The organism is Stenotrophomonas maltophilia (assembly GCF_002799245.1).
Classification (GTDB): Bacteria; Pseudomonadota; Gammaproteobacteria; order Xanthomonadales; family Xanthomonadaceae; genus Stenotrophomonas; species Stenotrophomonas maltophilia_S.
Map to the genome: position 1 here is coordinate 561,167 of NZ_NEQV01000001.1, position 17,844 is coordinate 579,010.

Genomic DNA, 17,844 nt, shown 5'->3' on the forward strand with positions numbered 1-17,844 from the left:
CACACTCAAGCGGAATCCGCGCGCATGAATGGTCTGTTCGGCAGCAGCAGCTGGCTGTACATCCTGCTGGTCGGCTTCTTCGTCGGCCTGCTCGGGCGTTTCTTCATGCCCGGCAACAACCGCATGGGCTGCCTGCTGACCATCGTGCTGGGCATCCTCGGTGCCCTGCTGGCCGGCTGGTTCGGCCAGTACATGGGCTGGTACGCCCGTGGCGAACCGGCCGGTTTCCTCGGTGCGGTAGTGGGCGCGGTGGCCGTGCTGGCCGTCCTGCGCCTGTTCAGCGGCCGCCGCTGACCCTGTCCGCCCTCCCCTTCCTGTTCCCGACGTTGGCGCGCCCGGCGCGCCCGGATATGCCCGCATGACCGAACCCGCCTCCGATCCCCAGCGCAGCGCGCAGCGCCTGCAGTGGGCCCGTACCCAGCTCGACGATGCCAACGCGGTGGTCGAACGCGCTTCGGTTGACGCCGGCATGCGCAGCTACTGGCGCACCACCAGCACGCGTGGCAGCCACATCGTGATGGACGCCCCGCCGGGGCTGGAAGATCCGCGGCCGTGGCTGCGCATGCGCGGCCTGCTGCACGACAACGGCCTGCGCGTGCCCGCACTGCTGGCACAGGACCTGGATGCCGGCTTCCTGCTGCTGGAAGATCTCGGCGGCCCGACCCTGGCCAGGATCCTCGACGAGCGCAATGCCGATGAATGGTTCGGTCGCTCGATCGAACAACTGCTTCGCCTGCAGGCGATTCCGGTGCCGGCCGACTTCGGCCAGTTCGGCGAAGCGCTGCTGCAACGCGATGCCGGGCTGTTCGACGAGTGGTTCCTGCAGCGCCACCTGAACCTGGAGCTGGACTGTGGTGAGCTCGAAGGGCTGCAGCTGGTGCATCGCCGGTTGATGGACAACGCGCTGGGCCAGGCCCAGCTGATGACCCACCGCGATTACATGCCGCGCAACCTGATGCCGGTCGACGATGGCCCCGCAGTGCTGGATTTCCAGGACCTGGTGCGTGGCCCGATCGCCTACGACGCGGTCAGTCTGTTCAAGGACGCCTTCCTGAGCTGGCCACTGCAGCGCGTGGACGGGTGGCTGGCGCAGTACCACGAGCGTGCGCGCGATGCCGGCCTGCCGGTGCCCGACCGCGCCACCTTCCTGCGCGATGCCGACTGGATGGGCATCCAGCGCCACGTGAAGATCCTCGGCCTGTTCTGCCGCCTGCGCTACCGCGACAACAAGGGCCATTACCTCGACGACGCGCCGCGCTTCATCGGCTATCTGGAGGAAGTGCTGCCGCGCTATCGCGAACTGGCCCCCCTGCAGCAGCTGCTGGAAGATCGCATCAAGCCGGCGCTGGCCGAACTGGCCGCACCGATGCGCGTGGCGCGATGAAGGCGCTGGTCTTTGCCGCTGGCCTCGGCGAGCGCATGCGCCCGTTGACCCTGCACACGCCCAAGCCGCTGCTGGACGTGGCCGGCAAGCCCCTGATCGTCTGGCACCTGGAGCGCCTGGCGGCGCTCGGCGTGCGCGAGGTGGTGGTCAACACCGCATGGCTGGCCGAGCAGTTTCCGGCGACGCTGGGCGATGGCAGCCAGTGGGGCCTGCGCCTGCATTTCATGTACGAAGGGCAGACCCCGCTGGAAACCGGCGGCGGCATCCTCAACGCACTACCGGTGCTGGGCGACGCCCCGTTCCTGGTGGTGAACGGCGACATCTGGACCGATTTCGATTTCGCCACGCTGCCCCGCGAGCCGCAGGGCCAGGCACACCTGGTGCTGGTCGACAATCCGGTTCAGCACCCGGCCGGTGACTACCGGCTGGACGCACAGGGGCTGCTGCATCACGACCGCGCTGGGCCGTGCCTGACCTATGCCGGCATCGGCGTGTACCGTCCTTCGATCGTAGCTGACTGGCGCGCGGTGATCGGCGATGCGCCGGGCAGCGAGCGGCTGCCGCCGAAGTTCTCGGTGGTGCCGCTGCAGAAGCATTTCATGGCGCAGGGGCTGATGACGGGACAGCACCATCGCGGGCGCTGGACCGATGTCGGGACCGTTGATCGCCTGCGCGCGCTGGATGCGGAGTTGGCAGCGAACGGCTGAGCCCCTCGTGGCTGGTCGCGTAGAGCGAATCGCGCGTTTGGCCGGGCGGGTGGGCCATGCAGGGGACGCTGCAAGTCCCCCTCCGGGGCCCGGCCCAGCCGCTGGCGGCTGTGCGTTCAGGCGCTTGCGAAGCAGTGCTTCGCAAGCAAAGCGCCTTCACCCCTGTAAGCTCGATGGCGCCATCCATGGCGCCAACGCCCCTGCATGGCCCACCCACCCGGCCTCTGACAGTTTCCGAGGGCGTCCAGCCACGGAAGAAAGAAAGAAAAGCAAAAGCGGGTCGCTTCGCTGCGCTTGCTCCGGTGACGACCAACGGTCGTCACCCACCACAGGCAAGACGCGTCACCCACCACAGGCAAGACGCGTGTCGACCAAGGTCGACACCCACCAACAGCCGCCGGAATCTGTCGAAGGCGGGGCGCTGTGGGCTTGCGGGGTGTGAGCCGCATGGATGCGGCGACCAAGCCCCCATGGATGGGTTTACGGCGGCCCCGCAAGCCCACAGCGCCCCGCCTCCCCTCAGAAAGCCAGCTTCTGCCGTTGACGTTGCTTCGGCTTCGGCTTCGGCTTCGGCTTCGGCTTCTGCGGGTGCAGGGCGGCAGCCCTGCAGACAAACCCCACCCTCAGTAGCGAGGCCGGCCTTCTTCCAGCACCTGGCGCAGGAACGGCACGGTGATCCGCCGCTTCGCCGCCAGCGACTCACGGTCCAGCCAGTCCAGCAGCGTGATCAATCCCCCCAGCTCGCGACCGGTATGCGACAGCAGCCACTCGATGGCCGCTTCGTCGATGGCCAGGCCGCGTCGCAGCGCGCGCTCGCGCAGCACCGCTGCCCGCCCTTCCTCATCCAGCGGCTGCAGCAGCACGCGCACGCACTGGCCCAGCCGCGAGCGCAGGTCCGGCAGCACCAGGCCCAGCTCGCCCGGTGCCTTCTGCGCCGTGTAGAGCACGGTCACACCCGCAGCGCGCGCACGGTTGTGGAAATCAAACAGCGCGATCTCGTCCTCACGGTTGCCGGCGACCTCGTCCAGGCCGTCCAGCGCCACCAGTTCGCGTGCTTCCAGCCCATCGAGCGCTGCACGAACGCGACCGGCGGCACTGGCCAGCGGCACGTAGGTCGGCAGTCGCCCCGCCTGCTCCGCACTGGAGCACATCGCCAGCGCCTGATGGGTCTTGCCGGTGCCCGCCGCACCTTCCAGGTAGACCCAATCGTGGCTGGCGCCGACCGCGATCGCGCGCAGCTGCGCCAGCGCGCCATCCGGCGCGCCGATGAAGGTCTCCAGGCGCTGGTCCCGCGGGTAATGCAGGGCCAGTGGCAGTTGCGGCACACCCATCACTTCAGGTCGGGGCCCTTGTCGTTCGCATCGAGGATGATATGGGGCTGGTCGACCACGCCATCAAGCACGATCGCCGGCTTCTCACCCACGTACAGCTCGCTCTGCCGGTAACGCTGGTGGGCATAACGCAGCAGCACGTTGGTCACCGCCGCCACCGGCAGCGCCAGCAGCATGCCCAGGAAGCCGAACAGCTGGCCACCGGCCATCACCGCGAAGATCACCGCCACCGGGTGCAGGCCGATCTTGTCGCCGACGATGCGCGGGGTCAGCACGTAGCTTTCCAGCAACTGGCCCACGGTGAACACCACGCCGACCAGGATCAGCAGCTTCAGGTCGAAGCCCTGCGCCTGCACCAGCGCGGCCACGATGGCCATCAGGATGCCGGTGGTCGCGCCCAGGTACGGGATGAAGCTGATCAGGCCGGCAATCAGGCCGATCAGCAGGCCCAGCTTGAGGCCGACCAGCGACAGACCACCGGCGTAGATCACGCCCAGCGCCAGCATCACCAGGAACTGGCCGCGGATGAACGCACCCAGCACCTCGTTGGACTCGCGTGCCAATGCGCTGATGGTGCCGATGTGGTTGCGCGGGATCACCGAAGCCACCCGCTCGACCAGCTTGTCCCAGTCGCGCAGGAAGTAGAACGCCAGGATCGGCAGCAGCAGGATGTTGACCACCCAGGTCACCATCGCAAAGCCCGAACGCGAGACGTAGCCCATGAACGTGGTGGCGAAGCCGCCGGCCTGCTGCCAGTGGCTGCGCACCCAGTCGATCAGACGGTCCGGGTCCAGCCACTGCATCACTTCCAGGCCGGTCTTCTGCTCGAACCAGGGGATGCCGGTCTGCATCAGCCACGCCTGCGCCTGCGGCGCGACCGCGATGACGGTGGTGATCTGGCGCTCGATCATCGGCACCAGCACCAGCAGCAGCGCCACGATCACCAGCACCATCGCCACGAACACCAGCACCACGCCGGTCATGCGCGAGCGGCCGGTGGCCTCGATGCGGTCCACCAGCGGATCGCCCAGCCAGGCCAGCGCCAGTGCCAGCACGAACGGGGTCAGGATCGGCGCCAGCAACCACACCACCCAGCCGATCAGGCCGGCGAACAGGATGTACTTCAGCCGGCGCAGGAACTGCGCGATTTCAGCTTCCGGGGTCAGGGTCATCGCAGCCGGTACTCGTTGCTGACCGGCGCGGCCACCGGGGCACCGGTGGTGTCATCGATCGGGGTCGGCAGGGCCGGCAGCGGCGCGCTTGGCACCAGCACGCCGTTGTCGCCGAGCATGCGGTTGAAGCCGGCCAGGCCGGTGGTCATCTCCACGCTCAGCTCCAGCTGGCCGGCCGAGGCGTGCAGCGGGGTGACATTGCGCACCACCGGTACCTCGCGCAGGCCAGCGGCCAGGCGCAGGTAGTCATCGGCGCTGTTGATGCCGGTCACCACCACGCGGTACGTGCCGGCCTGTCCGGTGGCCACGCCAGCCTTGGCGTAACGCTTGACCAGCGCGTCGGCGGCGCCATCGGCGCCCGCGGCCATCGCGCGCATGGCGTTGGCATCCTTGCTGGTCCACTTGTTCAGCTCACGGCCGTTGTCGACGAACACCCAGTCCGCCTGCCAGCCGCCGTTGGCACGGTACAGCTTGCCGATCAGCTGCATCGGCGGCGAATAGCGCGAGGAGGCACGGGCCACGGCGGCACTGTCCTGGCGCCAGATGGCACCGGCCAGAGCCTGTTCGGCAGCACCGCCGCTGGGCAGGCCCAGCTTGTAGCCACGTTCGATGGCGCGGTTCAGCAGCGGCCGGGCGGCATTGGCCTGCTGCACGCTGACCAGGCGCGGGCCACTGCCGTCGTCGACGGCCAGCCACAGCACCGGCTTCGGCCGCGGCTGCGGCCACAGCGGCAGGCCCAGCGCCGAGACAAGCGAATCGACGTCATCCTCGCGGAAACGGGCCACCAGCAGGGTCCTGAAGCTCGGTGCGCCGCTGGCGCCCACGCTCTGGTCCTGCTTGTAGTCGTAGCTGGCAACGTAGTCCTTGGCATTGCGCAGCGCCTGCACCACGCCGGGGCGGGACATCACGTTGCGGTCGCCGGACAGCTTGCCCAGCACCACGCTCAGGGCACGGGCCAGGGCACCGTTGCGATCGGCTTCGGCCTGGCTGTTGACGGGCACTTCGGCCTCGTAGGCACCCGAAGCGGTGGCGACATCTCCCTCGGTACGCAGGCCACTCTGGGCCATCGTGGCCACCGGCAGGCTCAGTGCAAGGAGCAGGGTCAGAATCAGGCTGCGGCGCATCAGGACATCCATTGGCTCGACGAATCCGGGGGAATTGTTGCCCGAATACGGACTTTGCGCCAATGCGGCCTGTTAAAATCGCTCATTCAACCCCTGCCAGCGCCGACGCCCGTGACCAACACCCCGTCTTCCGCCCCCTCCCCCCTCACCTACCGTGATGCGGGTGTCGACATCGACGCCGGCAACGAGCTGGTCGAGCGGATCAAGCCCCTGGTCAAGCGCAGCTTCCGCCCGGAAGTGATGGGCGGCCTGGGCGGCTTCGGCGCCCTGTTCGACCTGTCCAACAAGTACCGCGAGCCGGTGCTGGTGTCGGGTACCGACGGCGTGGGCACCAAGCTGAAGCTGGCCCACCAGCTGAACCGCCACGATACGATCGGCATCGACCTGGTCGCGATGTGCGTGAACGACGTGCTGGTGCAGGGCGCCGAGCCGCTGTTCTTCCTGGACTACTTCGCCACCGGCAAGCTGGACATCGATACCGCTGCGGCGGTGGTGGGCGGCATCGCCAACGGCTGCACCGAGGCCGGCTGCGCCCTGATCGGCGGCGAAACCGCTGAAATGCCCGACATGTACGCCCCGGGCGAGTACGACCTGGCCGGCTTCACGGTCGCCGCGGTCGAGAAGAGCGAGCTGAAGGACGGCGCCAGCGTAGCGGCCGGCGACGTGCTGATCGGCATCGCCTCGTCCGGCCCGCATTCCAATGGCTACTCGCTGGTGCGCCGCATCTACGACCGCGCCGGCCGCCCGGCCGACCTGGAGCTGGAAGGCGGCGTGAAGCTGGTCGATGCGCTGATGGCACCGACCCGCCTGTATGTGAAGCCGATCCTGTCGCTGCTGAAGTCGCACGGCGGTGCCATCCACGGCATGGCCCACATCACCGGTGGCGGCCTGACCGAGAACATCATCCGCGTGGTGCCCGACGGCCTCGGCCTGGACATCCAGGCCTCGGCCTGGACCCTGCCGCCGGTGTTCCAGTGGCTGCAGAAGGAAGGCGCCGTGGCCGACAGCGAGATGTGGCGCACCTTCAACTGCGGCATCGGCTTCGTGCTGATCGTGGCAGCCGACCAGGTCAGCGCCGTGTCCGAAGCGGTCAAGGCACAGGGCCTGGAGCACTGGACCATCGGCCAGGTGGTCACCGCTGAAGGCGCCGAGCGCGTCCACATCGGCTGACCCCGACCCCGAGGAGCCCGCATGGACGCAACGCCCCCCCTGCCCCCCGCCCCGGTGCCGCCAGCGACGACGGCACCGGTGTTCAGCCCCCAGGATGCTGACCATCTGCGCATGCTGTCGATTGCGCATTACGTGGTCGGCGGCCTGATCGCGCTGTTCTCGATGATCTTCATCGTCCACATCGTGCTGGGCATCACCGCGCTCACCGGCAATCTGCCGATGAATTCCGGCGACCAGCCCTCATCGCCGGCCGAACAGCGCCTGTTCGGCTGGGTGTTCATCCTCATCGGCTGCGTCATCGTGTTCGGTGGCGTGACCCTGGGAGCGTTCGTCGCCTATGCCGGCCGCTGCCTGGCGCGTCGCCGCCGCTACCTGTTGTGCCTGATCATGGCCGGCCTGGCCTGCCTGTTCACGCCGATCGGTACCGTGCTGGGGGTGTTCAGCCTGATCACGCTGCTGCGCCCGCAGGTCAAGGCCGCGTTCGACACCGCTGGCACGGCTGCATGACGAACCCGGGCACACCGCCGCCGCTGCCACAGCAGACCCTGGCGCAGCTGCAGCTGGCCAGCCACCTGCAGACACTGAAGGTGCTGTTCTACGCGCTGGCGGTTTTCCACTGGGTGGCCGCGCTGGCCTTCCTCGGTTTCATCGGCCTGGTCGCCAGCTCGCGCGGGCTGGACGATGGCGCGGTACTGGCCTCGGTGTACAGCGTCATTTCACTGCTGGCTGCCGCGCTTGGCTTCGTGCAGCTGCATACCGCGCGCCTGCTGTCGCGTCGCACCGGACTGGCCTGGTGCCAGCGCGCGGCCTGGCTGGCGGTGCTGGCCGGCCCGCTGGGCATGGCCCTGACCGCCTATGCCTGGGTGTTCCTGTCCAAGCCTGACATGGCCGCGCTGTTCGACCGCGGCGACCATCTCAGCGTCTGAGCTTGCCGGCAGACGCCCCGCCCTTGCCTGATCGACTCCCCATGTCCGCGCCTGCCCTCCCGACGACCGCCCCGCCCATCGCCTCCCGTTTCTCGGGCCCCAAGAAGCTGGCCTTCGCCGCCGTACTGGCGGTGTTCGCGGTCAGCTGGGTCCACCCGCTGTGGCCCACCGAGCAGGCCCTGCACAGCACGCTGACCGTGCTCGGGCTGGCCGCCCTGCTGTGGGTCGATCGCCGGGGCGGCTGGCTGGGCAACGGTGCCTTCATCGCGATCTGCGGCTTCATCGCCCTGCATTGCGTGGCCGCCCGCTGGCTGTACTCCAACGTACCCTACGACGCATGGGCGCAGGCGCTGGTCGGCTGGTCGCCCAATGCGGCGTTCGGCTGGCAGCGCAATCATTTCGACCGCCTCATCCACTTCCTGTTCGGTGTCTGCTTCACTCCGGCGCTGCTGCAGCTGGCACGCCATGCCTGGCCGGCGCTGCGCCGCGGCCAGGCTTTCACCCTGGCGGTGATGACGGTGATGTGCGCCAGCCTGGTCTACGAGTGGTTCGAATGGGCCATTGCGCTTGCCCTGTCGCCGGATGCCGCCGAAGCCTACAACGGGCAGCAGGGCGACATGTGGGACGCGCATGCCGACATGCTGATGGCCACGCTGGGCAGCCTGCTGGCCTGGCCGTTGATCCGCCGGAGCGTCCAGCAATGACCGCGACCACCCGCATTGCCGTGCTCGCCTCCGGCCGCGGCAGCAACCTGCAGGCCATCCTCGATGCCATTTCAGCGGGCCGCCTGCCCGCCGAGGTGGTCGGCGTGTTTTCCGACCGCCCGGCCGCAGCCGCGCTGCAGCGGGTCAGCGCCGGCCTGCGCTGGGCACATGCACCGAAGGAATTCGACGACCGCGCCGCCTACGAGCAGGCACTGGGCGACGCGCTGGCCGCGGTCGCACCGGACTGGATCGTCTGCGCCGGCTACATGCGCATCCTCGGCGCCGCCTTCGTGCAGCGCTTCGATGGCCGCCTGGTCAACATCCACCCGTCGTTGCTGCCGCTGCACAAGGGGCTGGACACGCATGCGCGGGCACTGGACGCCGGCGATGCCGAGCACGGTGCCAGCGTGCACCTGGTGGTGCCCGAGCTCGACGCCGGCGCCGTGCTGGCCCAGGTGCGGGTTCCGGTCCTGCCTGGCGATGACGCCGACAGCCTGGCTGCACGCGTGCTGGCGGTGGAGCATCCCCTGCTGATCGCCACCCTGCAGCTGCTGTGCACCGGCCGACTGGCTGAACGGGAGGGCCAGCCGCAACTGGACGGTCACCCCCTGTTTAGGCCGCTGGCCCTAGATTCCGCCGGGAACCTGAACCGGTAACTCCCATGCACACGCCCCGCTGACTGCGGGGCTGGCATCCTGCCCCCTCCTGCGGTCCCTGTCCTCCATGAAGACCACGACCCTGCTGTCCACCTCCCTGCTGCTGTCGCTGGCCGTGCTCCCCGGCGTGGGCTGGGGCCAGGCACAAGCGCCTGCGGCCCCTGCGCAGCCGGCACCCGTTGTGCAGCCGCCCGCGGAACCGGCCGTGCCGATGCCTCCGGCGCTGGCCTGGGAACCGCCGCCGCTGCAGCCGTTCAGCGCCACCTACCAGGCCTTCTACAAGAGCAAGGAGGCCGGCGACGCCAGCATGCAGGTCACCCACACCGGCGGCAACCAGTGGCGGGTGGACATGCAGGTGGTCGGCCGCCGCGGGTTCGCCAGCGTGCTGGGCCTGAACATCGAGCAGAGCACGGTGTTCGAGGAGCGCGGTGGCACCTATGCACCGCTGAGCCAGAGCACGGTGCGCAAGGGCCTGTTCCTCGGCAAGAAGGCGGTCGGCACCTACAACTGGCAGGCCGGCACCGCGCAGTGGAGCGGCGACGTCAAGAAGGAACGTGCGCAGCCGATCCCGCTGCAGCCGGGCGACCAGAGCGCCCTGCTGATCAATCTGGCGATCATGCGCGATGCCCGCCCAGGCGCCACCATGCACTACCGCTACGTGGACATGGGCAAGGTCCGCCAGCACGACTACCAGGCCGCGCCGCAGACCGAGAACGTAGAGGTCGGCGATCTGTCCTACAACGCGCTGCGGGTCTACCGGACCAACGGCGGCAACAACGAAACCATCCTCTGGATCGCCAACGGTGTCCCCACCCCGGTGCGCATCCTGCAACGCGAAGACGGCGAAGACCGCGTCGATCTGCGCCTGATCGAATACCAAGGAGTCTGAGCATGAGCACCCTGACCCGCCCCCTCACCTGGATCGCTGCGGCCGCGCTGTCGATGGCCAGCCTGCCGGCCATGGCCCTGCAGCCGTTCAAGGCCGATTACCTGGCCAGCTACATGGGCATGCAGGCCAATGGCAGCATGACGCTGAGCAGCGAGGGAGCCAACAAGTGGCGCTACACGCTGCAGGTGAAGAACCAGCTGGCCGACCTGAGCCAGAGCACCGTGTTCGAAGAGGTGCGCGGCCAGCTGCGCCCGCTCAGCAGCCAGGACCGTTCGGCGCTGCTGGTGAAGAAGCGCAATGTGCAGGCCAATTACAACTGGACCAGCAACCAGGCCACCTGGACCGGCGACATCAAGCCGGACCGCGCCGGCCCGATCGCACTGAAATCCGGTGACATGGATGCACTGCTGATCAACCTGGCGATCGCCCGCGACCTGGCAGCCGGCAAGCCGCTGTCCTATCGCATGGTCGACGAAGGCCGCATCAAGAACATGACCTACCGCGTGATCGGCAAGGAGTCGATCACCGTGGGCGGCAAGAGCTACGAAGCTACCAAGGTCTCGCGTGCCGACGGCAACAAGGAACTGATCGCGTGGATCGTGCCGGAATTCCCGGTGCCGGCACGCATGCTGCAGCGGGAAAACGACCGCGATGCGCTGGACCTGACCATCAAGGCGATGAACTGAGTGCCGGGGTCGGAGCCCATCCCCTCGGGGATGGGCGCTGACCCCGGTTGCGTGGCTGGGGTCGGATCCCTTTCCGATGGAAAGGGATCCGACCCCGGGCCCCGCGAAAAGAAACGCCCGCTTTCGCGGGCGTTTTCTTATTTCTTCTGTTCGGCCGGCTTCGCTTCGGCCGGCGTGAACTCGGTGCGGCAGTCCACGCGGATCTGCTCGCCGGTGCTGCGCCAGACGAAGGTGCGGCAATGACGGTTGCCGTCCTGGCTGTCATTCACTGCAACGGCATAGAACGACTGGATGATCTCGTCACGCGAGACCGTGCCATCGCCGTTCCAGTCCATGTCCTTCTGCTCGATGCCCTGGGTGATGGCGATATTGGCGTACCAGGCATAGCCCAGCCACGCCAGCACGATCAGCACCAGGGCCAGCAGCGCCTTGCGGCGCGGGCTGAACTTGCCGCGCAGGATCATGGCACGCGCCGGATGGTGGCACCGATCGAAGACAGCTTCTCTTCGATGTTCTCGTAGCCACGATCAAGGTGGTAGATGCGGTCGATGGTGGTCTCGCCGCTGGCCATCAGGCCGGCCAGGATCAGCGAGGCCGAGGCCCGCAGGTCGGTGGCCATTACCGGCGCACCGCTCAGGTGCTCGCTGCCGCGCACGATGGCGGTGTGGCCTTCGACCTGGATGTCCGCACCCAGGCGCAGCAGTTCGTTGACGTGCATGAAACGGTTCTCGAAGATCGTTTCGTTGATCACGCCAACGCCGTCGGCCACGCAGTTGAGCGCCATGAACTGCGCCTGCATGTCGGTCGGGAACGCCGGGTACGGCGCGGTGGTCAGGTTGACCGCCTTCGGCCGCTTGCCCTGCATGTCCAGGGTGATGGTGTCGTCGGTGGTCTCGATCTTCGCACCGGCCTCGACCAGCTTGGACAGCACCGCGTCCATGGTGTTCGGGCGCGCACGGTTGACCGTGACCTTGCCGCCGGTCATCGCCGCGGCAACCAGGAAGGTGCCGGTCTCGATGCGATCGGGCAGCACTTCGTGGCGGCCACCGGACAGGCGCTCGACGCCTTCGATGACCAGGCGGGCGGTGCCCAGGCCTTCGATCTTCGCGCCCAGCGCGATCAGGCAATGCGCCAGATCGGTCACTTCCGGTTCCATCGCGCAGTTGTCGAGGATGGTGGTGCCTTCAGCCAGCACCGCGCCCATCAGCACGTTCTCGGTGCCGGTGACACTGACCATGTCGAAGGTGAAGTGGCCACCCTTCAGGCGCTTGGCAGTGGCCTTGATGAAGCCGTTCTCGACCACGATCTCGGCGCCCAGCGCCTGCAGGCCCTTGATGTGCTGGTCAACCGGACGCGAACCGATCGCGCAGCCGCCGGGCAGCGACACTTCCGCCGCGCCGAAGCGGGCCAGCAGCGGGCCCAGCACCAGGATCGAGGCGCGCATGGTCTTGACCAGCTCGTACGGCGCAACATGCTGGTTCACCGGGCGCGGGTCGACCACGATCGCGCTGCCGCGCGACAGCGTGCCCTGGTCGATGGTGACCTTGGCGCCCAGTTCGCCCAGCAGCTTCACCGTGGTGACCACGTCGTGCAGGTGCGGCACGTTGGTGATCTCCACCGGTTCATCGGCCAGCAGGGTCGCGCAGAGAATGGGGAGGACGGCGTTCTTGGCGCCGGAGATGCTTACTTCACCGTGCAGCGCAGCGCCGCCGGTCACAACGATCTTGGCCATGTATTCGGGATCTTCTGCGGTTCAGCCGGCTTCGGCCGGGGTCACGGTTTTCAGCGCCAGCGCGTGGATCGCGCCGCCCATCAGGTCGCCCAGGGTGGCATAGACCATCCGGTGGCGGGCCAGCGGCATCTTGCCGGCAAAGGCCTCGCAGACCACGGTCGCTTCGAAATGCACGCCATCGTCACCACGCACGTCGGCGCGGGCGCCGGGCAGGCCGGTTTCGATCAGGTTGCGGATGGTGTCGGCGTCCAACGGGCTTTCCTAATAAAATGTTCGCTCATTCTACTTCCGCTGCGTGGCGTCCGCATGGCCGAGTCCCTCCTGCCCCCCCGTTCCGTCGATCCGGCCAGCCTGGTCGCCAGTGGCCGCCGCGTCTTCGAGATCGAGCAGCAGGCCCTGGATGCGGTCGCCTCCCGCCTCGGCGAGGCGTTCCAGCAGGCCTGCCAGGCGGTCCTGGCCAGCCGCGGCCGGGTGGTCGCCACCGGCATGGGCAAGTCCGGCCACATTGCCCGCAAGATCGCCGCCACCCTGGCCTCCACCGGCACACCGGCGTTCTACGTGCACCCCGGCGAAGCCGGCCACGGCGACCTGGGCATGATCACCGAGGACGATGTGGTGCTGGCCCTGTCCTATTCCGGTGAGTCCGACGAGGTGCTGATGCTGCTGCCGGTGCTCAAGCGCCAGGGCAACGTGCTGATCTCCATGACCGGGCGCCCGCAGTCGAGCCTGGCAACCGCCGCCGATATCCACCTGGACGTGAGCGTGCCGGCCGAGGCCTGCCCGCTGGCGCTGGCGCCGACCTCCAGCACCACCGCCTCGCTGGCGATGGGCGACGCGCTGGCCGTGGCCCTGCTCGATGCACGCGGCTTCACCGCCGATGACTTCGCCCGTTCACACCCGGCCGGCAGCCTCGGCCGTCGTCTGCTGCTGCACATCACCGACGTCATGCACACCGGCGAGGACCTGCCCAGCGTAGGTGCCGACGCCAGCCTCAGCGAGGCGCTGATGGAAATGAGCCGCAAACGGCTGGGCATGACCGCCGTGGTCGATGCCGGCGGCGTGCTGATCGGCCTGTTCACCGACGGCGACCTGCGCCGGGCGCTGGACAGTGCGCTGGACGTACGCACCGCGAAGATCGCCGATGTGATGACCCGCAACCCGCGCACCATCGGTGCCGACCAGCTGGCCGTGGAGGCCGCCCGGCTGATGGAAACCCACAAGATCACCGGCCTGATCGTGGTCGACGGCCAGGGCCGCGCGGTCGGCGCCCTGAACATTCATGACCTGTTGCGGGCCCGGGTGGTTTAACCGACAGTCCGTAGACCCCATTCAGTCTGTACCGCCCCACCCGAACCTACCGAGCCTGCCGCCCTGATGCCCTGGTCCCCCCTGCCCGCCTTCCCCGCCCACCTGCATGCTGCTGCGGCCCGCGTCCGCCTGGCCTGCTTCGACGTGGACGGCACCCTCACCGACGGTCGGCTGTACTACGACAAGGACGGCAACGAGAGCAAGGCGTACTTCGTGCAGGACGGCCTGGGCCTGAAACTGCTGCAACAGCACGGCATCCACCCCGTGCTGATCACCGCGCGCAACAGCCAGTCCGCGCTCAGGCGCGGCGCCGACCTCGGCATCGACACCCAGATCGCCGTGGGCGACAAGCTGGCCAGCGTGCAGGCGCTGTGTGCGCAGCACGGCATCGGGCTGGAGCAGGTGGCCTTCATGGGCGACGACCTGCCGGACCTGGCACCGCTGGGCGCGGTCGGTCTGGCGGTGGCGCCGGCCAACGCCCACCCGTGGATCGCCGAGCGCGTGCACTGGCAGACCCGTGCCGACGGCGGACGTGGCGCAGCCCGTGAGCTGTGCGACATCCTGCTGGCCGCCCAGGGCCATGTGGACGCGGTCCTGGCGAGGTTCGGCGCATGAACCTGCCGACCCTGAACTGGCGCACCGTGCTCGGTATCGGCCTGCTGCTGGCGGCGCTGCTGAGCAGCTGGGCCGCCCTGCGCAACCGCGACAAGGGCCCGGCCACGGGCGGCCAGGAGGTCGGCGTGGACTACATCCTGCACGACTTCCAGATCGTCGCGCTGGATGAGCACGGCAAGGAATCGACCACCCTGCGCGCGCCGTTGCTGGAACGCCAGCGTGGCGACCAGACCATCAACATCGCCACCCCGCTGTTCGAGATGCCGGACAAGGATGGCAAGCACTGGACCCTGCGCGCCGAGACCGGCTGGCTCAGCGCCAAGGGCGACGAGATGAAGCTGCGCGGCAATGTCGCCGGCGACAGCCCGGCCGATCCGGGCGTGGTGCCGACCACCTTCCGTACCGACCACCTGGACGTGTTCCCGAAGGAGAACCGTGCCCGCACCGATGCGCTGGTCACCATGACCCGCCCCGGCATGGAACAGTCCGGCGTTGGCTTCGAGGTGGATTCGAAGAACAACACGTATCATTTCCTCAGCCAGTCCAAGGGCCGTTACACGCCCAGACGCTGATTCCGCCGCCCTCCTGCGACGTCCCCGGACAGGCGCAAGGAAGGCAGCCCCCCCACCCGCCCCCGGTTTTCCGGGCGGCCCCACCGGTAGAACGGACCCCGATGAAGATTCCCTTTGCAGCCGTACTCGCGCTCGGCCTGCTTGTTCCCAGCGCTGCCTTTGCCAAGTCCACCGACCGCAACGAGAACATGAACATCGACTCCGGCGCCCAGTCGGGCGTGCTCACCGGCGATGGCAAGACCGTGCTCTCGCAGGGCGTGACCGTCACCCAGGGCTCGCTGGACATCCGCTCGTCCGAAGCCGAGATCTACCTGAAGGACGGCGAGGCCGTGCGTGCGGTGTTCACCGGCAAGCAGGCCACGATGAAGCAGCAGCTCGATGACGGCACCTGGATGGACGCGGTGGCCGATCGCATCGACTACGACATCAAGACCGAGATCATCACCCTGACCGGCAACTACAAGGTCACCAGCGCGCGCGGTACCAATGCCGGCCAGCGCATGGTCTACAACACCCGCAGCGGCGAGATGAACTCCGGTGGCGATGGCAGCCGTGTGCGCACGGTCATTCCGCCGAAGAACAAGAACCCGGCTGCACAGCCGGCGGCCGCGCCCAAGGCGGCGGCTCCGGCCAGCACGACGGCCAAGCCGGCCGGGAGCAAGAAGTAATGCTCGTCGCCAAGGGCCTGCGCAAGCGCTACAAGCAGCGCGAAGTCGTCAAGGACTTCGGGCTGACCCTCGACGCCGGTGAAGTGGTCGGCCTGCTCGGCCCCAATGGCGCCGGCAAGACCACCTGCTTCTACATGATCGTCGGCCTGGTCGCCGCCGATGCAGGCAGCATCGTGCTCGACGGCAAGGACATCACCAGCGACCCGATGTACACCCGTGCCAAGCAGGGCGTGGGCTACCTGCCGCAGGAACCGTCGGTGTTCCGCAAGCTGACCGTGGCCGACAACCTCCGCCTGGTACTGGAACTGCGCGAAGACCTGGATTCGGCCGGCCGCGAACGCGAATTGAACAGCCTGCTCGACGAACTGCAGCTGGGCCATGTTGCCGACCAGCTCGGCGCCAGCCTGTCCGGTGGCGAACGCCGTCGCTGCGAGATCGCCCGCGCACTGGCCGCGCAGCCACGCCTGATCCTGCTCGACGAACCGTTTGCCGGTGTCGACCCGATCTCGGTGGGCGAAATCCAGCGCATCGTCACCCATCTCAAGCAGCGTGGCATCGGCGTGTTGATCACCGACCACAACGTCCGCGAGACCTTGGGAATCTGCGACCGCGCGTATATCCTCGCCGAAGGCACCGTACTGGCCCAGGGCTCGCCGGAGGCGATCCTGGACAACGCCGACGTACGTCGCGTCTACCTTGGGGATTCCTTCAAGCTGTGACCGCAGGCGCCGGGGCCCTTTCCTTCCGTTCGGCACAGGCATGAAGACTCGGCTGCAGACATCGTTGGGACAGCAGCTGGTGCTCACGCCCCAGCTGCAGCAGGCGATCAAGCTGCTGCAGATGTCCACGACCGAACTGGAGCTTGAAATCGCCCAGGCCGTGGAGAGCAATCCGCTGCTGGACTGGGCCGACAGCAACGACAGCAGTGCCACCAGTGAAGGCGCCGACAGCACCGATGCCGACGCGCCCGCAGAACGCACCGACAACGGCGACGACTGGGCACCGGCCGAACTCGACTGGAGTGCCGCCGGCAGTGGCGGCAGCTTCGACGATGACGAAGACACCGGCAGCGCCGCCGAGCGCGTGGCCGAAACCGAGACGCTGGCCGACCACCTGCTGTGGCAGCTGCACCTCTCGCATCTTTCCCTGCACGACCGCAGCATCGGCGCTGCACTGATCGACGCGTTGGACGACGACGGCTACCTGCGCGAACCACTGGCCACCATCGCCGAAACCCTGCTGCCGGCGGTCCATGCCGAAGAGGATGAAATCCTCGCAGTACTGCATCGCATCCAGCGTTTCGACCCGGTCGGCGTTGCCGCGCGTACGCTCGGCGAATGCCTGCAGCTGCAGCTGGACGTGCTGCCTGGCGACACGCCGGGGTTGGCACTGGCGCGACAGATTGCCGCAGGCCCGCTGGAACGGCTGCCGCGCAGTGGCGTGGCCGGGCTGGCCCATGAACTGAAACAGCCACTGGACGAGGTTGAGACGGCGGTCGCCCTGCTGCGCTCGCTGGACCCGCGCCCGGGGACGCAGATCGCGCCGCTTTCGCAGGACAACTACGTCGTGCCCGATGTGGTGGTGTGGCGGCAGAACGGCATCTGGCGCGCGGCACTGGCCGGCCATGCGGGGCCGAAGGTGGTGATCCACCGCGGCTACGAACAGCTGATCCGCCGCTGTGGCGAGGCCGACGCCGGCTACCTGCGTGCCCAGCTGCAGGAGGCGCGCTGGCTGCTGAAGGGCCTGCAGCAACGCGGCGAAACCCTGCTGCGGGTCGTGCGCAGCCTGATCCTGCAACAGGCCGGCTTCCTCGAATTCGGCGAGCAGGCGCTGCGCCCGCTGACCCTGCGCGAGATCGCCGCCGAGCTGGGCCTGCACGAATCCACGGTGTCGCGTGCGATCGCCCGCAAGCACGTGCGGACCCCGCGCGGCACCCTGCCGCTGCGCGCCTTCTTCGCCTCCGGCATCGATACCGAAGGCGGCGGCGAGGCGTCCAGCACGGCCATCCAGGCGATGATCCGGCGCCTGATCGACGATGAGAACCCGCGCAAGCCGCTTTCTGACGCCAAGCTGGCTGACCTGCTCAAATCGTCGGGAATTCCAGTGGCGCGACGCACCGTGGCGAAGTATCGTGAAGCCATGAACATTTCCGCCTCGCACGAAAGGGTCAGAATCGCTTGACGCACCGCCGCGCCCGGCG

General features: G+C 68.2%; 22 protein-coding genes. 16 read left to right on the top strand and 6 right to left on the bottom strand.

The features are described from left to right. Nucleotides 1-24: 24 nt before the first annotated feature. The 3 genes from B9Y64_RS02585 (at nt 25) to murU (ending at nt 2,091) form a co-directional block, all read left to right on the top strand. Entirely contained in the window at nt 25-294 is a 270-nt protein-coding gene (locus B9Y64_RS02585; RefSeq protein ID WP_100439381.1) for a GlsB/YeaQ/YmgE family stress response membrane protein, read from the top strand. 64 nt (nt 295-358) lie between these two features. Then, nucleotides 359-1,384, top strand: coding sequence for an aminoglycoside phosphotransferase family protein (locus B9Y64_RS02590; protein WP_100439382.1), 1,026 nt, complete (start codon nt 359-361; stop codon nt 1,382-1,384). Beyond that, on the top strand, nt 1,381-2,091 hold the full coding sequence (gene murU / locus B9Y64_RS02595; RefSeq protein ID WP_100439383.1) for an N-acetylmuramate alpha-1-phosphate uridylyltransferase MurU: 711 nt from the start codon (nt 1,381-1,383) through the stop codon (nt 2,089-2,091). Before B9Y64_RS02590 ends, murU begins: the two co-directional genes overlap by 4 nt. 623 nt (nt 2,092-2,714) lie before the next feature. Here murU and hda read toward each other — a convergent pair. Genes hda through B9Y64_RS02610 form a run of 3 tightly spaced genes read right to left on the bottom strand, consistent with a single transcriptional unit; the run spans nt 2,715 to nt 5,730 of the window. Then, complete coding sequence (gene hda, locus B9Y64_RS02600) at nt 2,715-3,422, bottom strand: DnaA regulatory inactivator Hda (protein ID WP_014646247.1); 708 nt, start codon at nt 3,420-3,422, stop codon at nt 2,715-2,717. Then, on the bottom strand, nt 3,422-4,594 hold the full coding sequence (locus B9Y64_RS02605) for an AI-2E family transporter (RefSeq protein WP_100439384.1): 1,173 nt from the start codon (nt 4,592-4,594) through the stop codon (nt 3,422-3,424). Before B9Y64_RS02605 ends, hda begins: the two co-directional genes overlap by 1 nt. Next, nucleotides 4,591-5,730 carry a DUF2066 domain-containing protein gene (locus B9Y64_RS02610; RefSeq protein WP_100439385.1) on the bottom strand — a complete coding sequence of 380 codons (1,140 nt, stop codon included), beginning with the start codon at nt 5,728-5,730 and terminating at the stop codon, nt 4,591-4,593. Before B9Y64_RS02610 ends, B9Y64_RS02605 begins: the two co-directional genes overlap by 4 nt. Before the next feature lie 99 nt (nt 5,731-5,829). On the opposite strand from B9Y64_RS02610, the gene purM reads away from it, so the two are divergent. From purM to B9Y64_RS02645, 7 genes are all read left to right on the top strand, one after another. Continuing rightward, on the top strand, nt 5,830-6,888 hold the full coding sequence (gene purM / locus B9Y64_RS02615) for a phosphoribosylformylglycinamidine cyclo-ligase (RefSeq protein ID WP_100439386.1): 1,059 nt from the start codon (nt 5,830-5,832) through the stop codon (nt 6,886-6,888). Between the two features lie 21 nt (nt 6,889-6,909). Then, nucleotides 6,910-7,395, top strand: a complete 486-nt coding sequence (locus tag B9Y64_RS02620; RefSeq protein ID WP_100439387.1) for a hypothetical protein — start codon at nt 6,910-6,912, stop codon at nt 7,393-7,395. Then, nucleotides 7,392-7,814, top strand: a complete 423-nt coding sequence (locus B9Y64_RS02625) for a hypothetical protein (RefSeq protein ID WP_100439388.1) — start codon at nt 7,392-7,394, stop codon at nt 7,812-7,814. The genes B9Y64_RS02620 and B9Y64_RS02625 overlap by 4 nt, the downstream gene beginning before the upstream one ends. A gap of 41 nt (nt 7,815-7,855) precedes the next feature. Further along, the gene (locus B9Y64_RS02630; RefSeq protein ID WP_100439389.1) at nt 7,856-8,518 is read left to right on the top strand and encodes a DUF2238 domain-containing protein; all 663 of its coding nucleotides are present in this window, start codon (nt 7,856-7,858) and stop codon (nt 8,516-8,518) included. Further along, a complete protein-coding gene (gene purN, locus B9Y64_RS02635; RefSeq protein ID WP_100439390.1) occupies nt 8,515-9,174 on the top strand; it encodes a phosphoribosylglycinamide formyltransferase in 660 nt (219 codons plus the stop codon). Before B9Y64_RS02630 ends, purN begins: the two co-directional genes overlap by 4 nt. A gap of 67 nt (nt 9,175-9,241) precedes the next feature. Continuing rightward, on the top strand, nt 9,242-10,063 hold the full coding sequence (locus B9Y64_RS02640) for a DUF3108 domain-containing protein (protein WP_100439391.1): 822 nt from the start codon (nt 9,242-9,244) through the stop codon (nt 10,061-10,063). Between the two features lie 2 nt (nt 10,064-10,065). Next, a complete protein-coding gene (locus B9Y64_RS02645) occupies nt 10,066-10,749 on the top strand; it encodes a DUF3108 domain-containing protein (protein ID WP_100439392.1) in 684 nt (227 codons plus the stop codon). A gap of 137 nt (nt 10,750-10,886) precedes the next feature. Here the strand turns inward: B9Y64_RS02645 and B9Y64_RS02650 are convergent, their stop codons facing one another. The 3 genes from B9Y64_RS02650 to B9Y64_RS02660 are packed head-to-tail and all read right to left on the bottom strand — an operon-like array spanning nt 10,887 to nt 12,733. After that, nucleotides 10,887-11,213, bottom strand: coding sequence for a hypothetical protein (locus tag B9Y64_RS02650; protein ID WP_100439393.1), 327 nt, complete (start codon nt 11,211-11,213; stop codon nt 10,887-10,889). Next, the gene (gene murA / locus B9Y64_RS02655; protein WP_100439394.1) at nt 11,210-12,481 is read right to left on the bottom strand and encodes a UDP-N-acetylglucosamine 1-carboxyvinyltransferase; all 1,272 of its coding nucleotides are present in this window, start codon (nt 12,479-12,481) and stop codon (nt 11,210-11,212) included. The genes B9Y64_RS02650 and murA overlap by 4 nt, the downstream gene beginning before the upstream one ends. Before the next feature lie 21 nt (nt 12,482-12,502). Continuing rightward, on the bottom strand, nt 12,503-12,733 hold the full coding sequence (locus B9Y64_RS02660) for a BolA family protein (protein ID WP_021202589.1): 231 nt from the start codon (nt 12,731-12,733) through the stop codon (nt 12,503-12,505). 54 nt (nt 12,734-12,787) lie between these two features. Here B9Y64_RS02660 and B9Y64_RS02665 point away from each other — a divergent pair, with 54 nt between their 5' ends. The 6 genes from B9Y64_RS02665 (at nt 12,788) to B9Y64_RS02690 (ending at nt 17,825) form a co-directional block, all read left to right on the top strand. Beyond that, a complete protein-coding gene (locus B9Y64_RS02665; protein WP_100439395.1) occupies nt 12,788-13,789 on the top strand; it encodes a KpsF/GutQ family sugar-phosphate isomerase in 1,002 nt (333 codons plus the stop codon). A gap of 66 nt (nt 13,790-13,855) precedes the next feature. Next, nucleotides 13,856-14,404: a KdsC family phosphatase gene (locus tag B9Y64_RS02670; RefSeq protein WP_014036245.1), complete on the top strand. Its 549-nt coding sequence runs from the start codon at nt 13,856-13,858 to the stop codon at nt 14,402-14,404. Then, a complete protein-coding gene (lptC, locus tag B9Y64_RS02675; protein ID WP_100439396.1) occupies nt 14,401-14,976 on the top strand; it encodes an LPS export ABC transporter periplasmic protein LptC in 576 nt (191 codons plus the stop codon). The genes B9Y64_RS02670 and lptC overlap by 4 nt, the downstream gene beginning before the upstream one ends. Nucleotides 14,977-15,077: 101 nt before the next feature. Continuing rightward, nucleotides 15,078-15,644, top strand: coding sequence for a lipopolysaccharide transport periplasmic protein LptA (gene lptA, locus B9Y64_RS02680; RefSeq protein ID WP_100439397.1), 567 nt, complete (start codon nt 15,078-15,080; stop codon nt 15,642-15,644). Next, entirely contained in the window at nt 15,644-16,363 is a 720-nt protein-coding gene (gene lptB / locus B9Y64_RS02685; RefSeq protein WP_005415558.1) for an LPS export ABC transporter ATP-binding protein, read from the top strand. The genes lptA and lptB overlap by 1 nt, the downstream gene beginning before the upstream one ends. A gap of 40 nt (nt 16,364-16,403) precedes the next feature. After that, a complete protein-coding gene (locus B9Y64_RS02690) occupies nt 16,404-17,825 on the top strand; it encodes an RNA polymerase factor sigma-54 (RefSeq protein WP_100439398.1) in 1,422 nt (473 codons plus the stop codon). The last annotated feature ends 19 nt before the right edge of the window (nt 17,826-17,844 follow it).

What these genes read in the sequence shown, in the direction of transcription:
- B9Y64_RS02585 (WP_100439381.1), top strand. Translation starts at nt 25, where the DNA reads ATGAATGGTCTGTTCGGCAGCAGCAGCTGGCTGTACATCCTGCTGGTC.
- B9Y64_RS02590 (WP_100439382.1), top strand. Translation starts at nt 359, where the DNA reads ATGACCGAACCCGCCTCCGATCCCCAGCGCAGCGCGCAGCGCCTGCAG.
- murU (WP_100439383.1), top strand. Translation starts at nt 1,381, where the DNA reads ATGAAGGCGCTGGTCTTTGCCGCTGGCCTCGGCGAGCGCATGCGCCCG.
- hda (WP_014646247.1), bottom strand. Translation starts at nt 3,422, where the DNA reads ATGGGTGTGCCGCAACTGCCACTGGCCCTGCATTACCCGCGGGACCAG.
- B9Y64_RS02605 (WP_100439384.1), bottom strand. Translation starts at nt 4,594, where the DNA reads ATGACCCTGACCCCGGAAGCTGAAATCGCGCAGTTCCTGCGCCGGCTG.
- B9Y64_RS02610 (WP_100439385.1), bottom strand. Translation starts at nt 5,730, where the DNA reads ATGGATGTCCTGATGCGCCGCAGCCTGATTCTGACCCTGCTCCTTGCA.
- B9Y64_RS02620 (WP_100439387.1), top strand. Translation starts at nt 6,910, where the DNA reads ATGGACGCAACGCCCCCCCTGCCCCCCGCCCCGGTGCCGCCAGCGACG.
- B9Y64_RS02625 (WP_100439388.1), top strand. Translation starts at nt 7,392, where the DNA reads ATGACGAACCCGGGCACACCGCCGCCGCTGCCACAGCAGACCCTGGCG.
- B9Y64_RS02630 (WP_100439389.1), top strand. Translation starts at nt 7,856, where the DNA reads ATGTCCGCGCCTGCCCTCCCGACGACCGCCCCGCCCATCGCCTCCCGT.
- purN (WP_100439390.1), top strand. Translation starts at nt 8,515, where the DNA reads ATGACCGCGACCACCCGCATTGCCGTGCTCGCCTCCGGCCGCGGCAGC.
- B9Y64_RS02640 (WP_100439391.1), top strand. Translation starts at nt 9,242, where the DNA reads ATGAAGACCACGACCCTGCTGTCCACCTCCCTGCTGCTGTCGCTGGCC.
- B9Y64_RS02645 (WP_100439392.1), top strand. Translation starts at nt 10,066, where the DNA reads ATGAGCACCCTGACCCGCCCCCTCACCTGGATCGCTGCGGCCGCGCTG.
- B9Y64_RS02650 (WP_100439393.1), bottom strand. Translation starts at nt 11,213, where the DNA reads ATGATCCTGCGCGGCAAGTTCAGCCCGCGCCGCAAGGCGCTGCTGGCC.
- murA (WP_100439394.1), bottom strand. Translation starts at nt 12,481, where the DNA reads ATGGCCAAGATCGTTGTGACCGGCGGCGCTGCGCTGCACGGTGAAGTA.
- B9Y64_RS02665 (WP_100439395.1), top strand. Translation starts at nt 12,788, where the DNA reads ATGGCCGAGTCCCTCCTGCCCCCCCGTTCCGTCGATCCGGCCAGCCTG.
- B9Y64_RS02670 (WP_014036245.1), top strand. Translation starts at nt 13,856, where the DNA reads ATGCCCTGGTCCCCCCTGCCCGCCTTCCCCGCCCACCTGCATGCTGCT.
- lptC (WP_100439396.1), top strand. Translation starts at nt 14,401, where the DNA reads ATGAACCTGCCGACCCTGAACTGGCGCACCGTGCTCGGTATCGGCCTG.
- lptA (WP_100439397.1), top strand. Translation starts at nt 15,078, where the DNA reads ATGAAGATTCCCTTTGCAGCCGTACTCGCGCTCGGCCTGCTTGTTCCC.
- lptB (WP_005415558.1), top strand. Translation starts at nt 15,644, where the DNA reads ATGCTCGTCGCCAAGGGCCTGCGCAAGCGCTACAAGCAGCGCGAAGTC.
- B9Y64_RS02690 (WP_100439398.1), top strand. Translation starts at nt 16,404, where the DNA reads ATGAAGACTCGGCTGCAGACATCGTTGGGACAGCAGCTGGTGCTCACG.